The sequence below is a fragment of the Micromonospora haikouensis genome, assembly GCF_000876225.1.
GTDB lineage: Bacteria > Actinomycetota > Actinomycetes > Mycobacteriales > Micromonosporaceae > Micromonospora > Micromonospora haikouensis.
The window spans coordinates 3,253,752-3,277,882 of record NZ_JXSX01000001.1 but is presented as its reverse complement, the minus strand read 5'-3'; the positions used below and the strand labels follow the sequence as shown (position 1 = coordinate 3,277,882).

General features: G+C 73.6%; 19 protein-coding genes. 5 read left to right on the top strand and 14 right to left on the bottom strand.

The features are described 5' to 3' along the window. Positions 1 to 48: 48 nt before the first annotated feature. From TK50_RS13460 to TK50_RS13450, 3 genes are all read right to left on the bottom strand, one after another. Entirely contained in the window at positions 49 to 1,338 is a 1,290-nt protein-coding gene (locus TK50_RS13460; RefSeq protein WP_043963058.1) for a CE1 family esterase, read from the bottom strand. Between the two features lie 41 nt (positions 1,339 to 1,379). Then, complete coding sequence (locus tag TK50_RS13455; RefSeq protein WP_043963057.1) at positions 1,380 to 2,693, bottom strand: extracellular catalytic domain type 1 short-chain-length polyhydroxyalkanoate depolymerase; 1,314 nt, start codon at positions 2,691 to 2,693, stop codon at positions 1,380 to 1,382. Positions 2,694 to 2,833: 140 nt separating this feature from the next. Continuing rightward, positions 2,834 to 4,207 (bottom strand): endo-1,4-beta-xylanase, encoded by a 1,374-nt coding sequence (locus TK50_RS13450; protein ID WP_043963056.1) that lies wholly within the window; start codon positions 4,205 to 4,207, stop codon positions 2,834 to 2,836. 391 nt (positions 4,208 to 4,598) lie between these two features. Between TK50_RS13450 and TK50_RS13445 the strand changes: the two genes are divergently transcribed. Then, the gene (locus TK50_RS13445) at positions 4,599 to 5,459 is read left to right on the top strand and encodes an exonuclease/endonuclease/phosphatase family protein (protein WP_199486020.1); all 861 of its coding nucleotides are present in this window, start codon (positions 4,599 to 4,601) and stop codon (positions 5,457 to 5,459) included. Here TK50_RS13445 and TK50_RS13440 read toward each other — a convergent pair. Continuing rightward, on the bottom strand, positions 5,440 to 5,889 hold the full coding sequence (locus TK50_RS13440; RefSeq protein ID WP_043963055.1) for an iron chaperone: 450 nt from the start codon (positions 5,887 to 5,889) through the stop codon (positions 5,440 to 5,442). The two genes, TK50_RS13445 and TK50_RS13440, sit on opposite strands and share 20 nt — an antisense overlap. A gap of 152 nt (positions 5,890 to 6,041) precedes the next feature. After that, on the bottom strand, positions 6,042 to 7,013 hold the full coding sequence (locus tag TK50_RS13435) for a PaaX family transcriptional regulator (RefSeq protein WP_043963054.1): 972 nt from the start codon (positions 7,011 to 7,013) through the stop codon (positions 6,042 to 6,044). Between the two features lie 303 nt (positions 7,014 to 7,316). Here TK50_RS13435 and TK50_RS13430 point away from each other — a divergent pair, with 303 nt between their 5' ends. Beyond that, complete coding sequence (locus tag TK50_RS13430; protein ID WP_043963052.1) at positions 7,317 to 8,666, top strand: extracellular catalytic domain type 1 short-chain-length polyhydroxyalkanoate depolymerase; 1,350 nt, start codon at positions 7,317 to 7,319, stop codon at positions 8,664 to 8,666. Between the two features lie 323 nt (positions 8,667 to 8,989). Further along, positions 8,990 to 11,077 (top strand): HelD family protein, encoded by a 2,088-nt coding sequence (locus TK50_RS13425; protein WP_043963051.1) that lies wholly within the window; start codon positions 8,990 to 8,992, stop codon positions 11,075 to 11,077. Positions 11,078 to 11,094: 17 nt separating this feature from the next. Here the strand turns inward: TK50_RS13425 and TK50_RS13420 are convergent, their stop codons facing one another. From TK50_RS13420 to TK50_RS13375, 9 genes are all read right to left on the bottom strand, one after another. Beyond that, entirely contained in the window at positions 11,095 to 11,397 is a 303-nt protein-coding gene (locus TK50_RS13420) for a YbaB/EbfC family nucleoid-associated protein (RefSeq protein ID WP_144420230.1), read from the bottom strand. Further along, entirely contained in the window at positions 11,387 to 12,775 is a 1,389-nt protein-coding gene (gene eccB / locus TK50_RS13415) for a type VII secretion protein EccB (protein ID WP_043963050.1), read from the bottom strand. Before eccB ends, TK50_RS13420 begins: the two co-directional genes overlap by 11 nt. An 8-nt stretch (positions 12,776 to 12,783) precedes the next feature. Then, complete coding sequence (gene eccD / locus TK50_RS13410; protein WP_043963049.1) at positions 12,784 to 14,190, bottom strand: type VII secretion integral membrane protein EccD; 1,407 nt, start codon at positions 14,188 to 14,190, stop codon at positions 12,784 to 12,786. A gap of 1 nt (position 14,191) precedes the next feature. Further along, positions 14,192 to 18,160, bottom strand: coding sequence for a type VII secretion protein EccC (locus tag TK50_RS13405; protein WP_043963048.1), 3,969 nt, complete (start codon positions 18,158 to 18,160; stop codon positions 14,192 to 14,194). A 25-nt stretch (positions 18,161 to 18,185) separates the two neighbouring features. Beyond that, positions 18,186 to 18,530, bottom strand: a complete 345-nt coding sequence (locus TK50_RS13400; protein ID WP_043963047.1) for a hypothetical protein — start codon at positions 18,528 to 18,530, stop codon at positions 18,186 to 18,188. Then, a complete protein-coding gene (locus TK50_RS34140) occupies positions 18,523 to 21,069 on the bottom strand; it encodes a hypothetical protein (RefSeq protein WP_158499168.1) in 2,547 nt (848 codons plus the stop codon). Before TK50_RS34140 ends, TK50_RS13400 begins: the two co-directional genes overlap by 8 nt. 54 nt (positions 21,070 to 21,123) lie before the next feature. Beyond that, complete coding sequence (locus tag TK50_RS13385; RefSeq protein WP_043963045.1) at positions 21,124 to 21,906, bottom strand: hypothetical protein; 783 nt, start codon at positions 21,904 to 21,906, stop codon at positions 21,124 to 21,126. Positions 21,907 to 21,990: 84 nt separating this feature from the next. Further along, entirely contained in the window at positions 21,991 to 22,293 is a 303-nt protein-coding gene (locus TK50_RS13380) for a WXG100 family type VII secretion target (protein WP_043963044.1), read from the bottom strand. A gap of 27 nt (positions 22,294 to 22,320) precedes the next feature. Then, complete coding sequence (locus tag TK50_RS13375; RefSeq protein WP_052503733.1) at positions 22,321 to 22,641, bottom strand: WXG100 family type VII secretion target; 321 nt, start codon at positions 22,639 to 22,641, stop codon at positions 22,321 to 22,323. Between the two features lie 273 nt (positions 22,642 to 22,914). Here TK50_RS13375 and TK50_RS33670 point away from each other — a divergent pair, with 273 nt between their 5' ends. Continuing rightward, a complete protein-coding gene (locus tag TK50_RS33670) occupies positions 22,915 to 23,331 on the top strand; it encodes a YbaB/EbfC family nucleoid-associated protein (protein ID WP_043963043.1) in 417 nt (138 codons plus the stop codon). Next, positions 23,328 to 24,125 carry a hypothetical protein gene (locus TK50_RS13365; protein WP_043963042.1) on the top strand — a complete coding sequence of 266 codons (798 nt, stop codon included), beginning with the start codon at positions 23,328 to 23,330 and terminating at the stop codon, positions 24,123 to 24,125. The genes TK50_RS33670 and TK50_RS13365 overlap by 4 nt, the downstream gene beginning before the upstream one ends. Positions 24,126 to 24,131 lie beyond the last annotated feature (6 nt).

Genomic DNA, 24,131 nt, shown 5'->3' with positions numbered 1-24,131 from the left:
TGCGTCCGCCGCCCCAGAGCCGGGGTACGCCTGCCGACCCTCCAGTGGTCAGCTGGCGGTGCAGGTGGGGGTCTGGGTCGGCGCGGTGCCGTTGCCCTGGAACCCGAACTCCGTCACCTGACCGGCCGCGAGCTGACCGTTGTAGTCGACGTTGGCGAACCGCACCGTCCCCGAACTACCACTGGCCGTCGCCGACCACGTACCCGTCACACTCGTGCCACCCGGCAACGTCACACTCACGTTCCAACCCCGGGTACCACCAGAACCCGCAGTCACCTTCACCGTCGCCACGAAACCACCCGTCCACGAATTCGCCGACACCGTCGCCGAACAACCCGCCCCACCCGGCGGCGGAGTCGTCGGGCTCGGCGGAGGCGTGGTCGGGCTCGGCGGCGGAGTCGTCGGGTTCGGGGTGCCCTGGAACTGGGCGAAGAACCGCCAGATCTCGCCCTTGGTCCAGGTGGTGATACCGCTCTCGGCGTAGGTGCCGTCGACGGGGCCCGGCATGTGGCCGTTGTCGAACGCGGCCCACTGCACCGGGTACCCGGCCCGGCAGCCCGAGTACGCGGTGGTGATGTGCGTCTTGCTGCCCGCGGCCGGCTCGCGCGGGCTCTGGGCGGTGCAGCCGTTGTTGCGCACGAACGTGTCACGCAGCGCCCGGCCCTGGGAGATGTTGAGCACGCTGTCGCTGATGCCGTGCAGCCCGAAGTACGCGATCGGCTGGGTGCCGCCGCTGCATCCGCTGATCTGCGCGCCGCTGATGACCGCGACCGCCCGGAAGACGGTGGCACGGGCGCAGGCGAGGGCGTAGCTCATGCCGCCGCCCCAGCTGAAGCCGAGGGCGAAGCGCTGGGTGGTGTCGACGCAGAGGTCGCCCTCGATGCGGCGGAGCATGTCGTCGACGAAGGTGACGTCCTCGCCACCGGCGTTGCCCCACCCGTTGCCGAGGCCCTGGGGCGCGACCAGGATCGCCGTGTTGTTCGACTGTTCCAGCTGGCCGTAGTAGGACCAGGCGGCCCCGCTGGTGCCGCCGTTGTCGATCTCGGTGGCGGTGCCGCCCCGCCAGTGGAACGCGAAGATCAACCGGTACTGGTTGTTGTTGTTGTAGTTGTTGGGCATCCGCAGGATGAAGCTCCGGCTCTTGCCGTTGCTCTGGATCGTGTGGGTGCCGCTGCGCAGCGTCGGGGCCTTACCGCAGCCGGCGGTCGCCGCGGCGGCACCCACATCGGCAACCGGCTCCGCGGCGCCGAGGCCACCGTTCAGCGTCACGCCACCCGCCGTCACGACGAGTAGGGCCGCCAGCGCGATAGGGCCGGAGAAGAACCTGTGTCTGAACATCGATCGCTCTTTCTGCTGTTCGGGCAGGGACAGCTGGCGCGTCAGCTGGCGGTGCAGGTGGGGGTCTGGGTCGGCGCGGTGCCGTTGCCCTGGAACCCGAACTCCGTCACCTGACCGGCCGCGAGCTGACCGTTGTAGTCGACGTTGGCGAACCGCACCGTCCCCGAACTACCACTGGCCGTCGCCGACCACGTACCCGTCACACTCGTGCCACCCGGCAACGTCACACTCACGTTCCAACCCCGGGTACCACCAGAACCCGCAGTCACCTTCACCGTCGCCACGAAACCACCCGTCCACGAATTCGCCGACACCGTCGCCGAACAACCCGCCCCACCCGGCGGCGGAGTCGTCGGCGGCGGCGTGGTCGGGGGCGGCGTGGTGGGGGGCGGCGTGGTGGGGGGCGGAGTCGTCGGGGGCGGCGTGGTGGGGCTGGCCGCGTCGAAGCCGAGGAAGCGGATGGCCTGCGCGGCGTCGAAGGGGATGGAGTGGCCGTACCCCTGGAAGCTGATCGCCTCGACCGGCGCGGTGCCGCCGGTGCCGCCGTAGCGGGTACGGGTGGCGCTGGTCTGCGGGTAGTCGGTGTAGGCCGGCGTCTGGGACACGCCGAGTACGTTGGTCCACTGCTTGATCTGCTCGCCGAAGTTGACGTAGCTCAGCGTGGTGTCCGTGGTGCCGTGCCAGATCTGCATGCGGGGACGCTTGCCGGTGTAGCCGGGATACGCGTTGCGCACCAGGTCGCCCCACTGCTGCGGGGTCTTGACGATCCGTCCGCCGGAGCACTCGCTGTTCCACTCCGAGCCGTTCGTGGTGGCGAAACAGCCGAACGGCACGCCCGAGGAGCTCACCCCGGCGTGGAACACGTCCGGGTAGAGGCCGGCCATCACGTTGGTCATCATGGCTCCGGACGAGAAGCCGATGACCCCGATGCGGTTCGCGTCGACCGGGTAGCGGCCGCGGACGTAGTCGATCATGGACTTGAGGCCGACCGGGTCGCTGCCGCCGTCGCGCCGCAGGGCCTGCGGGGAGGAGACGTCCCAGCACTTGCTGCTGCGGGTCACCGACGGGTAGATCACGATGTAGCCGTAGCGGTCGGCGAGGGAGCTGAGCTGAAAGCCGGTGTGCACCGCCGGCCCGCTGCCGGTGCAGTAGTGCAGGGCCAGCAGCAGTGCGGGCCGGGCCGCCACCCGGTCCGGCACGTACAGGTGCATCTGGAGGTTGGTCGGGTTGGTGCCGAAGTTGGTCACCTGGGTGAGCGTCGCGGCCGACGCCGGGGTGGCGGCGGTGATCACGGCCGTCGTCGTCGCCAGGGCCGTCGCCAGCGCGGCCGCCAGCAGGGCGATCCTTCGTTTCATCGGCGGTTCCTTCGTGGTGGTGGGTGCGGCGGCAGGGCAGGGCAGGGCCCGGCCTGGTCGGGCCGGGCACCGGTCGCCGGGCCGGCCCGACCAGGGGCGTCGGCCCGACCCGGAGCACCCCGGGTCGGGCCGACGGTGGATCAGCTGGCGGTGCAGGTGGGGGTCTGGGTCGGCGCGGTGCCGTTGCCCTGGAACCCGAACTCCGTCACCTGACCGGCCGCGAGCTGACCGTTGTAGTCGACGTTGGCGAACCGCACCGTCCCCGAACTACCACTGGCCGTCGCCGACCACGTACCCGTGACACTCGTGCCACCCGGCAACGTCACACTCACGTTCCAACCCCGGGTACCACCAGAACCCGCGGTCACCTTCACCGTCGCCACGAAACCACCCGTCCACGAATTCGCCGACACCGTCGCCGAACAACCCGCCCCACCCGGCGGCGGAGTCGTCGGGTTCGGCGGGGTGGTGGTGGGGTTCGGCGGGGTGGTCGTCGGGTTGGGGATGCCGGTGCCCGCGTTGAGGGCGTTGAGGACGGAGTCGTACGCCGGCTTCTTGTTGCCGTTGCAGTCGAACAGCAGGGCGTTGTCGGACCCGCGCCACGAGTCGCAGTCCCGCACGCCCCACACCGTGATGCCAGTGCAGCGCGACACGTTCATGCAGGCCCGGGTCACCGCGCCGAAGATGTTGGCCTGGTTGCCGCCGGTCATGACGTCCAGCTCGGTGATCTGCACGTCGACGCCGAGGTCGGCGAAGCGCTGGAGGTTGGCCTGGTAGTCGCTGGCCAGGGTGGTGCCCAGGTGGGACTGGAAGCCGACGCAGTCGATCGGCACGCCCCGGGACTTGAAGTCGCGCACCATGTTGTAGATGCCGGTCGACTTCGCGTTGACCCCGTCGGTGTTGTAGTCGTTGTAGCAGAGCTTCGCGCCGGGGTCAGCGGCCCGCGCGGCGCGGAACGCCGCCTCGATCCAGTCGTTGCCGGTGCGCTGCAGGTTGGAGTCACGCCGGCCGCCGCTGCCACCGTCGGCGAACGCCTCGTTCACCACGTCCCAGGCGTAGATCTGCCCCTTGAAGTGGGTGGCGACCTGGGTGACGTGGTTGATCATCGCGCTGCGCAGGGCGCTGCCGGACATGCCCTGCGCCCAGCCCGGCTCCTGCTGGTGCCAGAGCAGGGCGTGGCCCCGCACGCTCATCCCGTTGGCCCGGGCGTGGCTGACGAGGCGGTCACCGCCGCTGTAGTTGAACACCCCCTGCTGCGGCTCGGTGGCGTCCCACTTCATCTCGTTCTCGGCCACGACGCTGTTGAACTCGCGGTTGAGAATCGTCGTGTACGTGCTGTTGGAGAGCTTGCCCGTCGCGACCGCGGCGCCGAAGTAGCGGCCCTTCTCGGCCGCGGCGGCCCGCAGGGTCGTGCCGGCGCTGGCGGCGGGGGCCATCGTCACCAGCACGCCGGCGGTGAGTGCGCCGGTGACCGCGAGGGTCACCGTCGTCAGGAGGACTCTCTTGCGTCTCATGTCGATTCCTTCTCCGGGTGGATTGCAGCGGTGGTGGTGCGCCCGGATTCGCTTCGCAGAGGAGATCCGGGCGGATGATCCTGGAGGGTCACTGTTGCCGCACGAGGCCCGTCCCGCCGTCGCCGGCGGCGCTGTGGGGGTGCTGACACGACGCCCGCATGCCCTGTCGGGAAGTCGCGATCCCGAGGTTCGACCAGCAGGCCCGCCCGGTGGACCATCGACGCTGGTTATCCTCGGCATCGACTGTGAACGATAACAAGGTCGTTCGTCAAGTCCTGCCGAATCGCGCCAGTTCGAGCCGCCGCTCGGGGGCAGCCGAACTGCCCGCGCCGGGTGCGGGCCGCCGGCCGCCACGCCGACGCCGCCGGCCGCCGCACAGTAGGATCCGGCGGTGGTCGGTCGTCGGCGCCGCGTCCTCCGCCGGGCCCTGGCGGCCGGGCTCCTGGTCGTCGCCGCCGCGCTGCCCGCCGCCGCGCCGGCGTCCCCCGTCACGTCCACGACGCTCACGGTGCTCCAGCTGAACCTCTGCAACAGCGGCCGGGCCGGCTGCTACACCGGCCGGGCGGTGCCCCGGGCCGCCGAGGTGATCCGCGCCGAGGCACCGCAGCTGGTGTCCCTGAACGAGGTCTGCCAGGGCGACGTGCCCGAACTCGGGCGGGCGTTCGCGCGGGTCCACCACGGCGGCACGGTGGTGGCGGAGTTCAGGGCCGCCGACGACCGCCCGAGCGGCGGCGTCACCCGGTGCCGCGACGGCCAGCCGTACGGCATCGGCCTGCTGGTCCGGCTTCCCGTGCCGCACCGGGGACACACGGTGCACAGCGGGATCTACCCGGTGCAGGACCTCGCGGACCCGGAGCTGCGGGCCTGGCTCTGCGTCCACGTCCCCGGCGTCGTCAACGCCTGCACCACCCACCTCGCGGCGTTCAGCGCCCGCACGGCGCTCGCCCAGTGCGGCCACCTGTTCGACGCGGTCGTGCCGGCGGTCCTCGGCCGCGCCGGGTACGCGCCGACCGTGCTGGGCGGCGACCTCAACCTCCGCTCCGGCGGCTCACCCGACCTGCGGTCGTGCGTGCCGCCGGAGCGTCCCCGGGTCGACGACGGCTCCGTGCAGCAGATCGTGGCCACGGCGGGCGTCACCGTCGCCGCCGGCCGGTCGGTGGACATGCGCGCCGCCACCGACCACCCGGGACTGCTGGCCACGCTCACGATCGAGCACGGCCGGCCGCCCCCGGTCAGGAGACCGCGGCCGTGACCAGCTCGACGACCTTCCGCTCGACGGCGGGGCTCCACGCCCGCAGCGCGTACGCCACCGGCCACAGGTCCCCGTCGTCGAGGTTGGCCGCGTCCTGGAAGCCGAGGGTCGAGTAGCGGTAGTTGAACTTGCCCGAGTCCTGGAAGAAGACGACGATCTTGCCGTCCGCGTTGGCGTAGGCGGGCATCCCGTACCAGGTCTTGGGTGACAGCTGCGGGGCGGCGGCGGTCACCGCCACGTGCACGCGCTCGGCGAGCGCGCGGTCCTCCGGCGCCATCTGCGCGATCCGGTCGAGGACCGCCTGGATCCCGTCGGCCTTCTTGGCGCCCTTCCTGCCCTCGGCGCGCAGCTCGGCGGCGCGCTCCTTCATCGCGGCACGCTCCTCGGGGGTGAAGCCGTCGGACGTGGTCGTGGACTCCGTGGCGGACATGCGGGGCTCCCTTGCGCCGTTGCGGGCCGGGCGGAGTGCCGGCTACCTGGCAAAAGGCTAGGCCCGGCGGCGTGGCCGTGCTTCTCGATTCCTGATCTCCTCCGCCGGGTGGGCGGACGCCTTCGCCGCGCGTCCCCGCGACGGCGGGGAGGTCACGGCGCGGGCGGAGCGGCGCCGCATTCGCCGGCGAGGAGGTCGGCGGTGGTGTGGGCGGCGATGCCGGGCTGCGCGCCGTCGGCGAACCGCGCGACGACCGCCCGGACGTGCCGCTCGGCGGGTGCGGCGAGGCCGTCGTAGACCGCCGCGAACAACTCCCGGGCCCGCTGCCTGGGCCACCCCTGCGGCAGCAGTTCCAGGGGCAACTGCGGATCGAGGACGGGAAAGCGCCGGTAGGTGTCCATGACCTCGGTGCGCGCCCGCACCGCCGCCGCGCCGTCGATCCGTCCGGACCTCACCCGGGGCAGCAGCGGGGTCCACCGCCGCAGGAACGCCTGGTAGTGCCGGCTGATCACGTCGATGTCCCAGGCGTCGACGGGAGCCCGGTGGCCGATCGCGTCGAGCGCGGCCTGCCGACCACGGAACACCGTGACGGCACCGGGGGTGAGCTCGGCGAGGTGCGCCCGCGCCTTGGGCGTCAGGTCGTGCGGCGAGATCCACAACCCGTCGTACAGCGGCGCGTAGCCGAGCCAGCGGAGCTGGCCGCGCAGGGCCCGCCGCTGTGCGCTGCGCTCCTGCGGCAGCGAGAAGGCCACGATCGTCCAGCGCCCGTCCCACGGCACCGCCGTGGTGGTGGAGGCCACGATCCAGTTCCCTCCGGCGGCCAGGTTCGCGGCGGCGAGGCGGCTGAGCCGGTAGGCGCTGCGCCGGCCCTGGCGGCTGCCCTCCAGCACGCCCCGGCGGGCCAGCCGGCTGATCGCGGTCCGCGCGCCGGCCGTGGACACCCCGGCCTCGGCGAGCAGCGCGACGATCGCGGCGGACGGGAGCGCGGCCCGGGCCCGCAGGGTGTAGTCCGCCAGGAGGGTCACCGCGACCCCCTGGGGTGAGTTGCCGGCCTGCCTCCGGGGCAGCCGCAGCGGGCGCCCGTCGTCCGGATAGATCTCCTCGATGCTGAACGGGCTTGCCACAGGCGCTCCGGGCTCGAAGTCTCGGGGACAACCCACGACTGTAGACGGATCTCCCGGCGGGCCGGCTCGCCGTGGGGGCCCACCGGGGCGGCCGGGTCGACGATCCGCAATGATCGAGCTACGTCGATTGACACTTGTGTGCCCCGGGGGAACACTAACTGCTACGCGATGCCCTACGGAGCCGGGCGGGCGAGCACACGCAGTGGGCGACACGCATCCCACGGGGCCGGGCAACCCCGACCGGGACGCGCGTGGCCCGACCCAGCCCGCACACCCGCACAGGTGACCGAAGGAGTCGTCCCCGTGAGAATCAGAAGGAAACTGCTGCTCGGCCTGGCCACGACCCTGGTGGCGGCCGGCCTGGTGGCGCCGACGTTCCAGCCCGCGTACGCGGCGTCGCTGGTCGAGGTGACCAGCTTCGGCAACAACCCGGGCCGGATGCGCATGCACGTCTACGTGCCGGACAACCGCCCGGCCCACCCGGCGACGGTGATCGCCATGCACGGCTGCGGCGGCTCGGGCCCCGCCTTCTATTCCGGCAGCGAGTTCGCTTCCCTCGCCGACCGGTACGGGTTCATCGTGATCTACCCGACCGCGACCCAGCAGGCCGGCTTCGGCAACTGCTTCGACACCTGGTCGGACGCCGCCAAGCGCCACGACGGCGGCAGCGACCCGGTGTCGCTCGTGTCGATGGTCCGCTACGCGCAGCAGCAGTACGGCGCGGACCCCGAGCGGGTCTACGCCACCGGCAGCTCGTCCGGCGGCATGATGACCAACCACATGCTGGCCGTCTACCCCGAGGTGTTCAAGGCCGGCGCGGCGTTCATGGGGGTGCCCTACAACTGCTTCGCCGGCGCGGCGGACTACCCGCCCGGCAGCAGCCAGTGCACGGGCGGCAGCATGAACCGGACCCCGCAGCAGTGGGGCGACGCGGTCCGCCAGCAGGCGTACCCCGGCTACTCCGGCCCGCGCCCGCGCGTGCAGGTGTGGCACGGCACCGCCGACACGCTCGTGCCGTACAGCCTGCTCCAGGAGTCGATCGAGCAGTGGACGAACGTGTTCGGCCTCAGCCAGACCCCCACGTCCAGCGACACCCCGCAGGCCGGCTGGAACCGCCGCCGCTACGCCGACGGCAGCGGCACCGTCCAGGTCGAGGCGTACAGCATCCAGGGCGCCGGGCACAGCCTGCCCTCCGGCGGCATGGCCGCGGCCGCCATCGCGTTCTTCGGCCTGACCAGCACGCCGAGCCCGACCACCACCCCCAGCCCCACCGTGACGCCCACCCCCACCACGACCCCCAGCCCGACCCTGCCCCCCACCACGCCGCCGGCTTCCGGAGCCTGTCGCGTGACCGTCGCCGTCAACGCCTGGAACACGGGGCTGACCGCGAACCTCACCATCACCAACACCGGCGCCAGTGCCGTCAACGGCTGGTCCCTGGTGTTCGGTCTGCCCGCCGGGCAGACCATCACCTCCGGCTGGAACGCCACCTACTCCCCCACCACGGGGCAGGTGACGGCCAGGAACCTCGCCTACAACGCGGCCATCCCCGCCAACGGATCGATCGACATCGGCTTCCAGGTCACCCACGGCGGCAACGCCGCCAAGCCGACCTCGTTCGCCCTCAACGGCGCGTCCTGCACGGTCGCCTGACAAGGCCGCGCTCCGGGGAGGCGTGCCCCGGCATGTCTCCCCGGAGCACCGGCGGGTGTCACCACCGCCGCGCGAACGAACCGGCGGGCCGCGCCCGCCCCCTGTGCCATCTCCATCATATGGGTCGGTCAAGCCGCCCGAATCGTCCGGGATGCCGATCTTCTGTCCCCGGCCGACGCATAGTGTCGACACGTCCGCGCCGGCCGCGCGCCCCGTGAGGCGCGCGGGCCGCAGCCGCCGCGCGCCTGTCGACCCGACACGCGCACGCCGAGGCGCCCGGCCAGGGCCGCGCGGAGCGACGCACGCAGGAATCGGGGGGCACCGTGTCGGAAGCAGCACACCAGATCGCCGTCGAGCAGCAGGTGGTCGACCGGGTGTACGCGCGCCTGGAGGTCATGCGCGAGCAGACGAGGCAACTGAGCGCGGAGGGACACCGCCGCGCCGGCTCCGGGCCGGTCACCGGCCTGGTCGAGCGGGACGCCATGGTCCTGGGCGCCGCCGCCAGGCTCGCCGAGCTCGACGGCCAGGAGGAGGGCATCGTCTTCGGCCGGCTGGACTTCGACGACGGTTACACCTACCGCATCGGCCGGCTCGGCGTACGCGACGAGGACCGGGAGCCGCTCGTGGTGGACTGGCGCGCGCCCGCCGCCGCGCCGTTCTACCGCGCCACCCCGGGCGAGCCGCTCGGGGTGGCACGCCGCCGCGTCATCACCTGCGCGGGTGACCGGGTCGTCGGCCTCGACGACGAGGTCCTCACCACGCGGGACGTCGACGGCGTGGTCGGCGAGGGAGCCCTGCTCACGTCGCTGACCCGGGCGCGCGGCGAACACATGCGCGACATCGTCGCCACGATCCAACGCGAGCAGGACGAGGCGATCCGCGCGCCCGCGCACGGCGTCACGCTGATCACCGGCGGCCCGGGCACCGGCAAGACGCAGGTGGCCCTGCACCGCGCGGCCTACCTGCTCTACACCGACCGGGGCAGGTTCACCGACGGGCGGGTGCTGGTGGTCGGCCCGTCGACGGTGTTCACGGAGTACATCGGCAAGGTGCTTCCCGGGCTCGGCGAGGACAGCGTCCACCTGCGCGCGATCGGTGAGCTGTTCGACGGCGTCGTCGCCACCCGGCGGGACCCCGCCGCCGTGGCCCGGTCCAAGGGCGACCTGACGATGGTCCGGGTGCTGGCCGACCTGGCCTGGGACACCCCGCCCCACGCGCCGGACCACCTGCGCGGCCTCACCGCCGACGACCTGGCGAAGGCCCGCGTCGAGATCCGGCGCAGGTGCGAGGCCAGGGGCGTCACGGTCAACGGCGCGCGGGCCGAGGCCGCGCGGGTGCTCGCCGAACTGCTGGACGGCAGGGAGGCGCCGGAGGCCTTCCTGAACGCGTGGTGGCCGCCGCTGACCCCGCAGGACGTCCTGCCCGCGCAGGACGGGCAGTGGTCGGTCGACGACGTCCCGCTGCTCGACGAGCTGGCCGAGATCCTGGGCAGGCCGCCGGAGCCGACCCGGGCCAAGCCGGAGTGGCAGCTCCGTGAGCTGCGCAGCGGCGCCCGCCTCGCGGAGACCTTCGTGCTGAGCTGGAGCCTCAACGACGGCTGGCAGCTCTTCGCGCCCGGCCTGGCCACGCCGATGGCGTCGTCCGGCCAGTCCATCGACCACAACGGCTACTGGGCGGCGCAGCGGTGGGCCGCCGCGATCGTCCTGCGCGAGGGCCACCAGGTGGTGAGCTGGGTCGACGGCTTCGACCCGTACGGCGAGGAGGGCTACGTGCCGGTGCTGGCCGAGCCGTTGCCGGTGGCCGAGACCGAGGAACCCGTCGGCGACGCCTACCTGCACGTCATCCTCGACGAGGCGCAGGACCTGTCGCCGATGGAGTGCCGGATGATCGCCCGCCGCGCCGCGCACGCCTCGATGACCATCGTGGGCGACCTCGGCCAGGCCACCCACCCGCTGGCCGCCGACTCCTGGCCGGAGCTGGTGCGGCGGCTGGGCAAGCGCGAGGCCAGGACCCTCGACCTGCCCACCGGCTACCGGGTGCCGCAGGTCATCGCCGACTTCGCCGCCCGTGCCCTCGCGCCGGGGATCCCGCCCACCCGGTCCTTCCGGCCCGGCGGCAGCCTGGAGATCCGACAGGTCGACGACCTGGCCGAGGCCGTCGCCCGCGAGACGGGCACCGTCATCGCCCCCGACCACCTGGCCGCCGCCCTGGGCGCCGTGCCGGTCAGCCAGGTCAAGGGCCTGGAGTACGACCGCGTGGTGCTGGTGGAGCCGGCCGACATCGTCGCCGCCGAGCCCCGCGGGATGAACCGCCTCTACGTCGCCCTCACCCGGGCCGTCGCGGAGCTGGTCGTCCTGCACACCAGGCCGCTGCCGGAGAACCTCACCGGCGGCGGGCCGCAGGCAGGATGACCCGGCCCGTCCGGCGCTCAGAAGACGGACATGAACTCGATCGGCCCCATCCTGGCCGAGGCGAGGCGGCGGACCGACTCCGCCCCGTCCCGCACGGCCGCCACGAACAGCTCCTCCAACCGCCGGGCGTCGCCCTCGGCGAACACCGCCGGGTCGACGTGCACCTGCCGCAGCTCGCCCAGCCCGGACAGGGTCACCGTCACCAGTCCCCCGCCGGCCCGGCCCGTCACCGACGTGCGGTCCAGCTCCTCCTGGGCGCTGGCCATCCGCTGCCGCAGCCGCTCGGCGCGGTCCAGCACGGCCCTGACCTCAGCTTGCACGCTCGCCTCCTGCGGGTTGCCGGGTGATCTGTTCCGCCGCCGCGGCCCGGCTCAGCCGGGGGCCCTGCGGCAGCACCGCCAGCAGCTGGCGGGGAAAGGGGACGGGCGGTCGCCCGCCGAGTTGGAGCGCCGCCACCGCCTGCGCGTCGGCGAGCGGGAACGCGACGCCGCCGTCGGAGATCAGCGACATCCCGGGCGCGGGGCCCGTCCCGTCGCCCGGGACGGCGACGACGAGCATGCCGGAGGCGGGTCCCGCGTGCACGAAGCCCCGCCCCCGGGCGTCGACCGCGGCCTGCTCGCGCGGGGCCAGGACGACGGTGCTGGCGTACGTGCTGGCCGAGGTGGGCTGCTGCCGCAGGCACAGCACCCGGCCGCTTGGGTCCTGCCACCCGGCCGCCGACAGGTCGGGCAGGCGGGACAGCAGCGAACGGTCCGCCGACCTGGGCGCCCCGGCCAGCGCGGCGGTGTCCAGCTCGATCGCGGCCCCGGCCGGCCCCGCCTCCAGGAACAGGGCCTCGGTGCGGTTCACCGGGGCGAGGCCGTCGGCGCGCAGCACGAAGTAGCGCCGCTCGCCGGAGGCCAGCTCCTGCCGGTACAGGGTGCCGATCGGGCGGCTGCGCCCGCCGACCTGCGGGCCCGCCGCGCCGGCCCCCGCGATGGTGGCCGCCCGCAGCGCCGGGCCGTCCGGGAGCCAGTCGAGCCACCGCTGCGGCGCCCGGACCGGGCGGGCGTCGAGGGCGCCGAGCGCGACCGGGACCGCGTCGTCGAGCACCCGGTGCTTCACGCCGGCGTGGATCAGGAACCGCGCCCCGTCCGGCCCCCGCACCAGCAGGAACCGCCCGGCGGGCAGCGGCTCGGCGACGGCGCGTGGGTCGAGGTTGACGCCGAGGGACTCGCCGGGGGTGTCGACGACCGAGCCGGGCAGGCAGGCCAGCCACGGACCGGTGGTCAGCTCGGCCGGCGACGGCACGAGCTGCGGGGCGTCCGCGATCCCCAGGGCCGGGCCGCGCGGGACGTCCCGCAGCGAGTTGCGGGAGATCAGCTTGACCTTCGCCTGGCCGCCCTGCAGCAGCATCGCCGACGCCAGGTTCGGGGTGGGGTGCAGCACCCCGTCGAGATAGACGTACCGCGTGCCGGACTCCTTCTCGACGAGGATCGCGCCCTTCTCCCGGAAGGCCGCGCTGCCGCCCGGGACGATCCAGCCGTAGACGCCGAACCCGGCCGCGACGAGCACCGCGACCAGGATGCCGAAGCCGAGACCGGTCAGGGCCCGCCGGGCCGGGAACACCGCCGTGCCGGGGTCGCCGAGCACGAGGGCGCAGCTGAGCCGGTCCATCATGAACTGGTACGCGTGGACGTGGTCCCGCTGGGTCTGCATCCCCGCCCCTAACCGAACAGGCCCCGGGCCCAGGCGTACCCGCCCAGGACGTGCGTCAGCAGCGGAAGCACCGCCAGCCCGGTCGTGACGTCGAAGAACGTCGCCAGGTACTCCCAGATCGGGAGCATCCGGCGCGGCCACGGCCGGATCGCCGCGAGCACCAGCGCCACGACGAGGCAGGCCAGGGCGACGAGCAGGCCCAGCCGTGCCCCCGGCGTCGCCCGCGCGGCGAACGTCGTGACCACCAGCAGGAGTCCGGATCCTCCGGCTGCCACCAGCGCCACCCGCTGCCACAGGCCCGTGAACGTCCGGGCCCGCAGCAGGACCGCGCTGGCCAGGACCGTCACGAGGGTCCAGCCGACCCAGCCCGGCGTCGCCATGACGAACAGGAAGAGCACCGGCAGCAGCAGCGCCGCGACGACCATCGTCACGGTCAGGTACGTGTCGGCCAGGTAGGTGCGGTCCCGGACCTCGTCCGACGGCGCGGGCTCGATGTCGACGGTCATGTCGGCGCCCGTCTTGGGCAGCTGCGGCCCCCGAAGCCCGGACATCCGGATCGCCGCCCTGGGTGCCAGCACCACGGCGACGACCACCGCCGTGGCCGCCACCGCCGCGGCCCGCTCGGCGCTCATGCCCATCGTGGCGTGCAGCGAGATCACGCAGACCACGACCAGCGCGGCGACGATCACCACGAGGAACGGCGCGAGCGGCAGCGCCGGGGCGACCGTACGCTGGGCGACGATCAACAGCACGGCCACGGCGGTGGCGGCCACCGCGGCGGCGCTGCCGGCCTCCGCCGTGACCGCGATCCGCTCCGGCGCGCCGTCGACGGCCGCGGCGGCGGCCAGGGCCGCGAAGGCCGCGGACGCCACGGCGAACACCAGCGACAGCGCCGAGTCGGCCATCCGCCGGGCGATCCGCAACGCGGCGGCGCCACAGGCGACGGCCAGCACGGCGGTGCCGGCCACCTGGGCCGGCAGCGGCCCGCGCGCCGCCGACGCGTACCCGAGCAGGCCGAGCGCCACGGCGGCGAGCGCGAGGAAGAGCCGGCGGCGGTGGTGCGGCTGCCAGCGGTCCGCGCGGCGGTTGACGCTGGTGGCGATGCCGTCGGCCAGGTCGTCGAAGTCCAGTTCCGGCAGCGGGTCCTCGGCCGGGCGCAGCACGAGTTCCTCGCCCTCCAGCCAGTCGAGGCTCTCCGGCGTGCCGGCCAGGTCGAACGGGGCCTCGCCGACCCGCTGCAACACCCACCCGGCCGCGCCGGCCGCGCCGGTGGGTGGGCCCGCCGTCGCCGTGTGTCGCAGCAGGATCGGCAGCAGCGTCGCGACCGGGGTGCCCGACGGCACGGCCAGGTCCACCTTCCGCCGGGGGCCGGTCACGGTGATCCGGCAGAGGTCGTTGTCCAGTGTGCTGCTCACGTCATCTCCCGGTGGTCACGAAGCCGGTCTGGACCAGGCGTACGCCGCGCCGGGTCACCAGTTGGGCGCGGCCGGCCGGCAACTGTCGCGGCGCGGCCTCGCCGAGGAACCTGCCCTCCTCCTTGGGGTAGGAGAACAGCAGGGCGGGGCTGCCGAGCTCCCACAGCCGGCGGATGACCGGGTCCATCATCGCCCGCATCGCCCCCGACGTGCTCCGGGCGACGATCAGGTGCAGGCCGATGTAGGCGCCCTGGGCCAGCAGCGGCAGCAGCGGGTCGAGGGTCGAGCCGGCGCCGACGCCCCTGGTCATCAGGTCGTAGTCGTCGACGACGACGAACAGCTCCGGGCCCTGCCACCAGTCCCGCCGGCGCATCCGCTCCGACGAGACGTCCGGGCCGGGGATGCGGCGGCTCATCGACACCGACGCCTGGCCCGCCAGCTCGAACAGCTTGTCGCCGGTGAGGCCGGTGCCGACCTGGTACTCGGCCGGCAGGGCGGTGTCCAGGTCCCGCCGGGTGTCGCCCAGCACGACCTTCGCCTCGTCCGGGCCGTAGCGGCGGCGGACCGCGTCCAGCACCAGGCGCAGCGCGTTGGACTTCCCGGTCTCGGCGTCGCCGAACACCAGCAGGTGCGGGGTGGTCAGGAAGTCGTGCCACACCGGGGCGAGGCGCTGCTCGTCGCGGCCCACGCACACCCTGAACTCGGGCTCCGGCGGCGGCAGCTGGGCGACGGGCAGCCGGGTGGGCAGCAGCCGCACCTCGGGGGCGAGGCGACCCGGCCAGAACACCCGGATCTCCTCGGTCACCGCCTTGGTGGCCTCCGCCAGGTCGTCGACCGCCGAGCTGCCGTCCATCCGGGGCAGGGCGGTCAGGAAGTGCAGGCCGTCCGCGGTGATGCCGCGCCCCGGCTGGTTCGGCACGGTGGCCGCCTTGCGCGAGCCCACCTCCGACTCCATCGAGTCGCCGAGACGCAGCTCGACCTTCGTGCCCAGCAGGTCCCGCAGCCAGGTCCGCAGCTCCGACCAGCGGGTCGCGGTGACGACGAGGTGGATGCCGAACGACAGGCCACGGGAGGCCAGCTCGCCGATCCGCTGCTCCAGGTCGGGGTAGTCCTGCTTCACCGTGTACCAGCCGTCGACGACGAGGAACACGTGCCCGAACGGGTCGTCGATCGCACCCGCCGCCCGCTGCGCCAGATAGGTGGCCATGGAGTCGATGCCGCGCTCGACGAACTCGGCCTCCCGCCGCTCCAGGATCTGCCGGACCTCCTCGACGGTGCGGACCACCCGGTCGCGTTCCAGCCGGGTCGCGACGGAGCCGACGTGCGGCAGCCCGGCCACCGCCGCCAGGCCACCGCCGCTGAAGTCGAGGCCGTAGATCTGCGCCTCCTCGGGGGTGTGGGTCACCGCCAGCGACAGGATCAGGGTGCGCAGCAGGGTCGACTTGCCGCTCTGCGGCGCACCGGCGACGCCGACGTGCCCGTCGGCCCCGGACAGGTCCGCGACGAACAGCTCGCGGAGCTGGTCCTGCGGCCGGTCGACGATTCCGACCGGCACCCGCAGGCGTCCGCGCAGCGCCGGGTCCCCGACGGTCGCGCCCCGCGCCGGGTCGGGAACGACGCTGGGCAGCAGCGTGTCCAGGCTGGGCGGGTCGGACAGCGGCGGCAGCCACACCTGGCGGGCCGGCGGGCCCGACCCCGCCAGCCGGCCGACGAGGACGTCGACGAGGCTGGGGCCGGTGGCCTCGTCGTCGGGTCCCGCCCCGTCCGCCGGCTCGACCGCGGGGGCGTCCACCCGCGCCGGGTCGTGCCGGACGCGGGCCTGCCGGGTGCCGAACAGGACCACGTCGGCGGGCTCCCGTGCCTGCCGGCCGGGCTCGTCCGCGACCGGTCGCCCGCCGCTGTACGGGCCGGACACGTACGCCGACTTGAACCGGACCAGGTTGCTGGTGTCGACCTTCAGGTAGCCGTTGCCCGGCTCGGACGGCAGCTCGTAGGCGGAGCCCACGCCGATGACGGCGCGGGACTCCATGGTGGAGAACGTCCGCAGGGCCAGCCGGTAGGACAGGTGCCCCTCGACCCGGTTGATCCGGCCCTCGTCGAGCCGCTGCGAGGCGAGCAGCAGGTGGACGCCGAGGCTGCGGCCCAACCGGCCGATGGAGACGAAGAGGTCCATGAACTCGCTCTTGCTGGACAGCAGCTCGCTGAACTCGTCGACGACGACCAGCAGCACCGGGAACGGCACCAGCGGGGCGCCCGCCGCGCGGGCCTTCTCGTAGTCGAACAGCGACGCGTGGCCGCTGGCCCGCAGCACCTCCTGCCGCCGCGTCAGCTCGCCGTTGAGCGCGTCCTGCATCCGGTCGACCAGGGGCAGCTCGTCGGCCAGGTTGGTGATGACGGCCGAGGTGTGTGGCAGCCGCTCCATGCCGAGGAACGTCGCGCCGCCCTTGAAGTCCACCAGGACGAGGTTGAGGATCTCGGAGGAGTGGGTGGCGGCGAGCGCGCAGACCAGGGTACGCAGCAGCTCGCTCTTGCCCGAGCCGGTGGCGCCGATGAGGAGCCCGTGCGGGCCCATCCCGCCCTGGGCGGACTCCTTCAGGTCGAGCTCGATGACCTCGCCGTCGGCGGTGACCCCGATCGGCACGGTGAGCCGGGAGCGCTGCGGCTGCCGGCCGCGCCACGACGCTTGCACGTCGAAGGTGTGCGCGTCGCGGATGCCGAGCAGGGTGGTCAGGTCGAAGCTCGACTCCAGGGGCTTCTCGACCGCTTCGAGGGTGCCGCTGGTCCGCTTCGGCGCGATGACGCGGGCCAGCGCCTCGGCCGGCACCACGCCGAGACCGTCGCGCTCGGCCGACCGCGTCTCGTCACCGGCGGGGAAGGCGACCTCGGTGTCCCGCACGTCGAGCCGGAGCACCCTCGGCCCGCCGGGCAGGGCCCCGGTCAGGTCGAGCAGCACGACGTTGCGCAGCCCCGCGCCGTACAGGCGGGAGCTGTCCGGAAGCCGCGCCAGGTAGGCCAGGATGACGACGAACGGCTCCGCCGAGCTGGGCCGGGCCGACTGGTCGTGGTCGCCGCGGTCGACCACCTCCTGCCCGAGCAGGTCCATCAGCTCGTCGTGGCCGGCGGCGAAGAGCCGCGCCGGGCCGGCGGCGTCGTGCGCGGTGGGGTGCGCGTTGTGCGGCAGCCACTTGATCCAGTCCCATTCGGCGCGGTGCTCCTCGGCGGCCAGCACCGCGATCCGCAGCTCGTCGGGGGCGTGGAAGGTGGCCAGCTGGGCGAGCATCGCCCGCGCCAGTTCGGCCGCCGGGCCGCCCTCACCCTCGAACTCGATGCTGGTGAAGCTGCGCAGACCGACGGCGATCGGTACGCCCGACACCGTGCGGTACGCCTCGGAGAAGCGGCGCAGGGAGATCGACGAGAGGGGTTCGAGATCCTCGATCGGCTTGGTGGTCGGGGGCAGGAACCGCATCATCGCGTTCTGCCGGCCCAGGCCGATCCGCACCTTGCCGAAGTCGTCGTGGCTCGGGCGGCGTTCCCAGAGGCGGCTGCTCATCGCCACCGACCAGAGCGTGTCCGGCTGGGGGTTGTCCCACAGCACGGCCTGCCGGTGCTGGTTGGCGGCCTTGCGGGCCTGCCGGCGGAGCTGGGTGACGTAGCGCAGGAAGTCCCGCCGTTCACCGCGCATCTTGCGCTTGCGGTCGGCGGCGGCCCGGCCGATCTGGACCAGCCCCATGAACAGCATCCCGGCGGCCATCGCGCCGCCCATGACGTACAGGATGGGGGTGCGGTTGAACAGGCCGAACATCATCATCATGCCGCCCATGCCCAGGCCCATCGGGACCATCATGGCGAACGACCGGAAGTCCAGCGGGGCCTCCTCGGCCATCAGCGGGGGCTCCTGGAGCTCGACCTCCCCGTCCGGGGCCTCCGGTCCGGCGGCACGCGGCGGCCGCTTCACGGTGATCGTGTTCACGTGCACCCTCCTCGGGTCCGGCTGCTCATCCGCCGCCCCAGGCGTCGTCCTCCCGCAGCAGCGTGACCGCGTACCGCGTGTCCTTCCCGGCGTCCTTCGCCGGCTCCTCGCCCATGGGGTCGTCGGCGGCGGCGACGTCGGCCGCGTCGGCGACGGGCCGGCGCCCGGCGCGTGCGCGCGAGGCCGCGCGGCGCTCCTCGGCCTCCGCCTCGGCCCGGGCCCGCTGCTCCGCCTCGGCCCGGGCCCGCAGCTCGGCCCGCTCGGCCGCGGTGTAGTCCGGCCCGCCGCAGCGCGGCGGCTGTTCCTCGGCGAGGGGCGTGCCCCGCCGGTCCCGCCGCCAGGTGCGGGACGGTTCCGGCCGGCTACGCATCCGTCCCCCGGTCCGCCCGGTCCGGGTCGGCGGCCGGCAGGTCCGCGCCGGCCAGCCACCACCGTTCGCCCGGCGCGTCCCAGGCGCTGGTGTCCTCGGGCTCGCCGGTCGGGCGTACCACCGGCACCCGGTCCGAAGCCGGCGCGTCGTCGGCGGCCCAGCTCGTCGGGGCCTCGGTCAGCAGCTCGGCGGCCTCGGGCCGCTCGGCCTTCTCGCGTTCTCCGGGCCTGGGCACCGAACCGACCGGTGCGGCCGCCCACCCCGGCCGCACCGGCGCGGCGGGGCCGCCCGGTGGGTCGACGGCGCGCTCCGGGCCGGGCTCACGTTCCGGCCCAGGCACACGTTCCGTGCCGGGCACACGCTGCGGCTCGGGGTCACCCTGCGAGCCGGCGGCACGCTTCGGGCCGGGCTTGCGCTGCGGCTCGGGGTCACCCTGCGGGCCGGCGGCCCGCGACGGCACGGGCAGCGGCACCGGCACCGGCAGGTCCTGGTGCCAGCCCGGTTCGGGATCGAGCAGTTCGGCGGCGTCCGGCCGCTCCGGCGCGGCGCGCCCGTCGGGATCGGCCGGTGCGACCGGCGGCGCCACCACCGGTGGCAGGCCGGATCCACCGGGCGGCGCGCCCTGCGGGGCGTCCGGCGCGTCGACGCCGTCCGGCACCGGAGGCTGCCACGTCTGCGGCTCGCCCTCGACCAGGCCGGACGCGTCCGGACGGTCGGGCGCACCGCCCCCCGCGCCACCGGGCGCACCCGACGGCGGCGGCAGGAACGGGGGCACGCCGCCGCTCCCCGCCGGGGCGGGCGACGCCGGGGACGCGCCGAGCCCGCTGCCCCCGGCCTCCGTGCCGCCCGGCGAGTACGGCACGTCGACGCCGCCCGAGAGCGGCGGGTCCCAGGTCTGCCGCTCCCCCTCGACCAGGCCGGACGCGTCCGGACGGTCGGGCGCACCGCCCCCCGCGCCACCCGGCGCACCCGACGGCGGCGGCAGGAACGGGGGTGCCCCGGAGGTGCCGTCCGGCCTGCCGCCACCGGTCGCATCGGGCGGATCCACGCCACCGAGCACCGGCGGGGCGAGCCCACCGGGCCCGTCCACGCCGGGCGGGTCGACCGTCGGCGGAGCGTCGACGCCCGGTGCCTCGAACCCCGGGAGCCCGCCGCCGTTCTGGCCGCCCGGCACCCCGCCGCTGCGGGGCGGTGGCGTGCCGGTCGGTGCCGGCGGCGTACCGCCGGGCCGGTCCACGCGCGGCGGGGGCGTGGTCACCGGCGGCGTGCCGACGGGCGGTCGCGGGGAGCCGACCGGCAGGGGCGTCGGCGGCCTCGGCGGCGGCGTCAGCACCGGAGGGGACGTCACCGGCGGCGTCACGACCGGGGCCGTCACCGTGGGCTTCGGCGGCGACGTCACCACCGGGGACCTCGACGGCGGCCTCGTCACCGGCGGCGTCACCACGGGCGCGGAGGTCGACAACGGCGGCCTCGTCACCGGCGGCGTCACCACCGGGGGGACCGTCGCCGACGGCCGCGTCGCCACCGACGGCGTCACCACCGGGGTCGTCAACGACGGCTTCGTCGCCGGCGGCGTGACCGTCGGCGGCTTCGCGGTGGTCGCCGGCGGCTTGGTCGAGGTGGGAGGCGGCGTGCCGGTCGGCGGCGTGCCGGTCGGCGGCTTCGTGGGCGAGGGTTTCGGGGGCGGCGGCTTCGTGGTCGTCGGCGGCGGCTTCGTCGTGGTGGTGGGCGGTGGCTTCGTGGTCGTCGTCGGCGGCTTGGTGGTGGTGGTGGTGGTGGCCGGCGGCGTCGTCGTGGGCCTGGTCGTGGTCGTCGGCGGCGTCGTCTGGAAGCTCTGGCTCGGGGTCGGTGGGACCACCCGGCCGTACGTGAGCTGGTACTGACCGGCGAGCGTGTCCACCACCTCGAACATCTGGGCGGTCATCGGCTTGACGTACTCGGTCGAGCTGATCGCGACGAGCCCGGTGTCGGTCACTCCCGCGCCGTTCGCCTTGGCGATCTCCGCCCAGCCGACGTCGATCGTCTCCATGGCGTTCTGCGCCCAGGCGAGGTAGTTGGCGCTGTTCCAGAGCTGGTCGGGAACCGATCCGGTGCCCCCGCTGCCGCCCCCGCCGGCGATCCGTTCGGCGTTGGCCCCGAGGTAGTCGGCGAACAACTGCATCTTGGCGAGGAACGCCTCGGCGGCCACTCCCGCCCACGCCCGGTCCTCGCCCGCGATCGCGTGCGCCTGGTCGTAGATGAACGACTCCAGCCAGGACAGCAGCTCGTACGCGTACTGGAAGGCGCCGTAGGCGTCGGCGAGGGACTGCGCGTCGACGATGCCGCTGGCGATCGCCGTCTTCTCCGCCCCGGAAATGGCGGTGGCCGACACCCCGACGACCGATGCCTTCAGCTTCTTCCACTGCGGCGGGTCGCTGTTGGCCCAGTCGACGTAGTCGTTGAGATCCTTGGCGGTGGCCGCCGTGCTGCCGAAGACGGCGTCCGGATCGATGTTCGGACGCTTCCAGTCGGCATCGGGGTCGGAGTTGTTGTCCGCCACGGTTCATCCTCGATCCATCTGAAGTACGACCGGCTGGCAACGGCCGGCTCTCCCCTACGGCTGGGCGGTGGTGCCCTCGTCGTCGCCACCGGTCGAGCCGCCCGGCACGCCCGAACTGCTGTTGCCGTAGTCCTTGAACATGCCGATCTTGGACCAGGTGTCCCGCATGGCGTTGTCGAACGTGGCGGCGGTCAGCTTGTTGAGGTCCTCGGCGCTCTCGTATTCCCGCAGCATCGCGCGCAGGTTCTTGGCGAGGCCGACTAGTGCCTGGTCGACCGCGTTGAGGAAGCCGATGGTGTCGCCCTTGAGGCCGTAGTTGGTGGTGGAGCCGCTGGGCCCGGTGATCACCTCGCGCAGGGCGACGGCGTGACCGAAGGTGCCCGGTTTGATGTCCAGCACCGACAGTTTCCGCACCGCCTGGGTGAGCGACCCGTCCTCGGTGATGCTCTCGATCTGTCGGCAGAAGTATTCGATGGCCGCCGAGCTGATGACGACCTCGCCCCGGTCGCCCGACCTTCCGTGCACGCCCGTCGGCGGCTCGAATTCGATGGGCGGCTTGTCCGTGTAGTGGCGCTCCGGGTCGTAGTCGCCGGGGTCGGGGGCCGGATTCTCGACGAGCTTCTCCCACTTGTCCTGCGGGAGGATGTGGTCCCGGTAGTAGATCCAGATGTTGGTCTCGTACTGGGTGTACTCGTTGTCCGCGTAGTTGTCTGCGAAGTCCTCCCGCATACGCACCATGGTGTCGAACGCCCAGCCCGGATAGTGATCGCCGTCGAAGCGGTCGAGCAGCCCCAGGCTCTTGATGGCTTCGTCGTTCGGCGTGCTGTAGTCGACCATCTGACCTCCAGAACACGATGACCAGGAATGGCGTCGGCCGGGTGGGTGTCGAGGCCGCCGTCGCGCAGCAGCCCCGACGCGCGGTCACCCGCCCCGGACGTCGTTCCAGATCTTGGCCGCGTTCTGTTCGGTGGTGCCGTAGTTGTCCGCGATGCTGAGCAGCGTCTGCCGCGCCGAATCCAGCGCGACCGTCATCTGGGCGGCCGCCGCGTTCCAGGCCGCCTTCGACACCTGGTACTGCTCCTGCGCCGCGCCGGTCCATTCGGCGAGCGTCCGCTCGACGTTGCCCTCCATCTCGGCCAGCGCGGAGGTGATACGCCCGTTGATCCCGTTCATGTCGGTCAGCGTGGCGTCGGCCTGGGTGAAGCTGAAACGGTAGTTCGACATCGGTCAGATCCTTTCTCGACGGTTCGGTCAGAAGCCCGGCAGCGCCTGCGCGAAGGATGCCGCCGTGGAGGACGCCTCGTCCTCGGCGGCCGAGTAGGACTGGGTGTTGACACCCATGGCCTCCATGATGGTCAGCAGCTCGTTGATCACCTTCTGGAACGCGTTCTCCCAGGCGTCCATGGCCGAGTTGAACTGAGCCGACGCCTCACCGGTCCAGGACGCCTGCAGCATTCCCATCTGGTCGTTGACGTTGCGCAGGTGAGTGGTGAACTCCTCTGCGCGGCTGGCGAACTCCTGGGCCGCCTGCTGCATGCCCGGTTCGTTGGTCTGCACCACTGGCATCGTCACAGCGAATCTCCTCCGAACGGTCGTTCCGCGATGACGCCGCGCGGTCGGCGATCCGGTTCCGTCGGCGTCGGCGACAGTTTTGCCAATCGACGTGCCCGTCGGGAGGCTTCCGCTGGCGGGATTGCCCGTTCGACGCCCCGGATTGCCTCCCGGTGCCCTGGCGGCACACTCGGGAAGATCCGCTGCCTGTTCCGCCCTGATCGGTCGTCGGCGCCTTGGCCACGGCCGCCGCCGGTCCTGTACTGGGGGCCGCGTCCGGCGAAGGAGGAGCGCGTGGAGTTCAGCGAGCGCATCGAGAGCCTGTTCCAGCGGTACCAGCAGCAACGCGACGGCCTCGGCGCCCTGCGGCGGCGGATGCGGTCGATCGCCGTCACCCGCACGTCGCCCCGGCGCGAGGTGTCCGTGACCGTGGGGCACAACGGCGTCGTCTCGGACATCACCTTCCCCACCAACGCCTACCGCCGGCTCGCGCCGGCCGAGCTGCGCACCCTGCTCATGCAGGCCATCGGGGAGGCGCGGGAGGAGGCCCAGTCACAGGCCGCGGCGGTCATCGCGCCCCTGCTGCCGGACGGGCTGAACGCCCGGGACCTGATCAGCGGCGACGTGGACACCGACACGCTGCTGCCGCCGCAGCCGCGGATGGTCAACAGCGTCCGGCAGCAGTTGGGGCTGGGGCGGGTGTCCGGATGAGCGGCGACCTCTTCGTCGACCCGGAGGGCCTGGGCCGCCTCGGGGACCAGTACCGCGGCCGGGCGGACGCGTTCCGCCAGCTCCAGGCGTACATCGAGGCCCTGCGCCACACGTACGGGACCAGCTGGGGCAACGACGACCTGGGCCAGCAGTTCGCCGCGAAGTTCGTCGCCGGGCTGCTCGCGCTGGAGAACATCGTCGGCGCGGCGGCCGACACGCTCGACTACACGGCCGACGGCCTGACCGTCTCCGGCACGACCTTCCGGGGCGCCGACGACGACGCGTACGGTGCCGGCCGCAAACTCGGGACCGTCTTCGGGAACCTCCGCCCGAACTCCGGCACCAACCCCGCCACGGACAACCGCCGCTACGAGAAGCTACGGCCGGCGCTGCTGCGTACCGTGCCGGACCGACTGGAGCCGGAACGGCTGAGGCCGGGGCTGGTCCTCACCGTGCCGGCGGGCACGCTCAGCTCCTCGGTCCTCGCCCCGGCGCTGCCGCCGGACGCCGAAGTCCTGGTCGGCGGCGTGCCGGTGGGCGACCACCAGCAGGTGGTGTACTTCCGGGAGGTCGCGCCGGGCACCGTGCGGGTGGACGCCAACCACTACCGCGCGATCACCCCCCTGCCGCCCGGGACGGACGTGCGGCTGGGCGGCACGCCGTTCGAAGTGAAGGACGGCTACCAGCTGTTCCTGGTGGAACGCGCGCCGGCCGACGGTCCGCCCGCCGGGCCCACGTACGTCGACTACCACCCCGACGGCACGTCCGAGCCGTACGGCACGGCTCAGGGATAGCGCCCG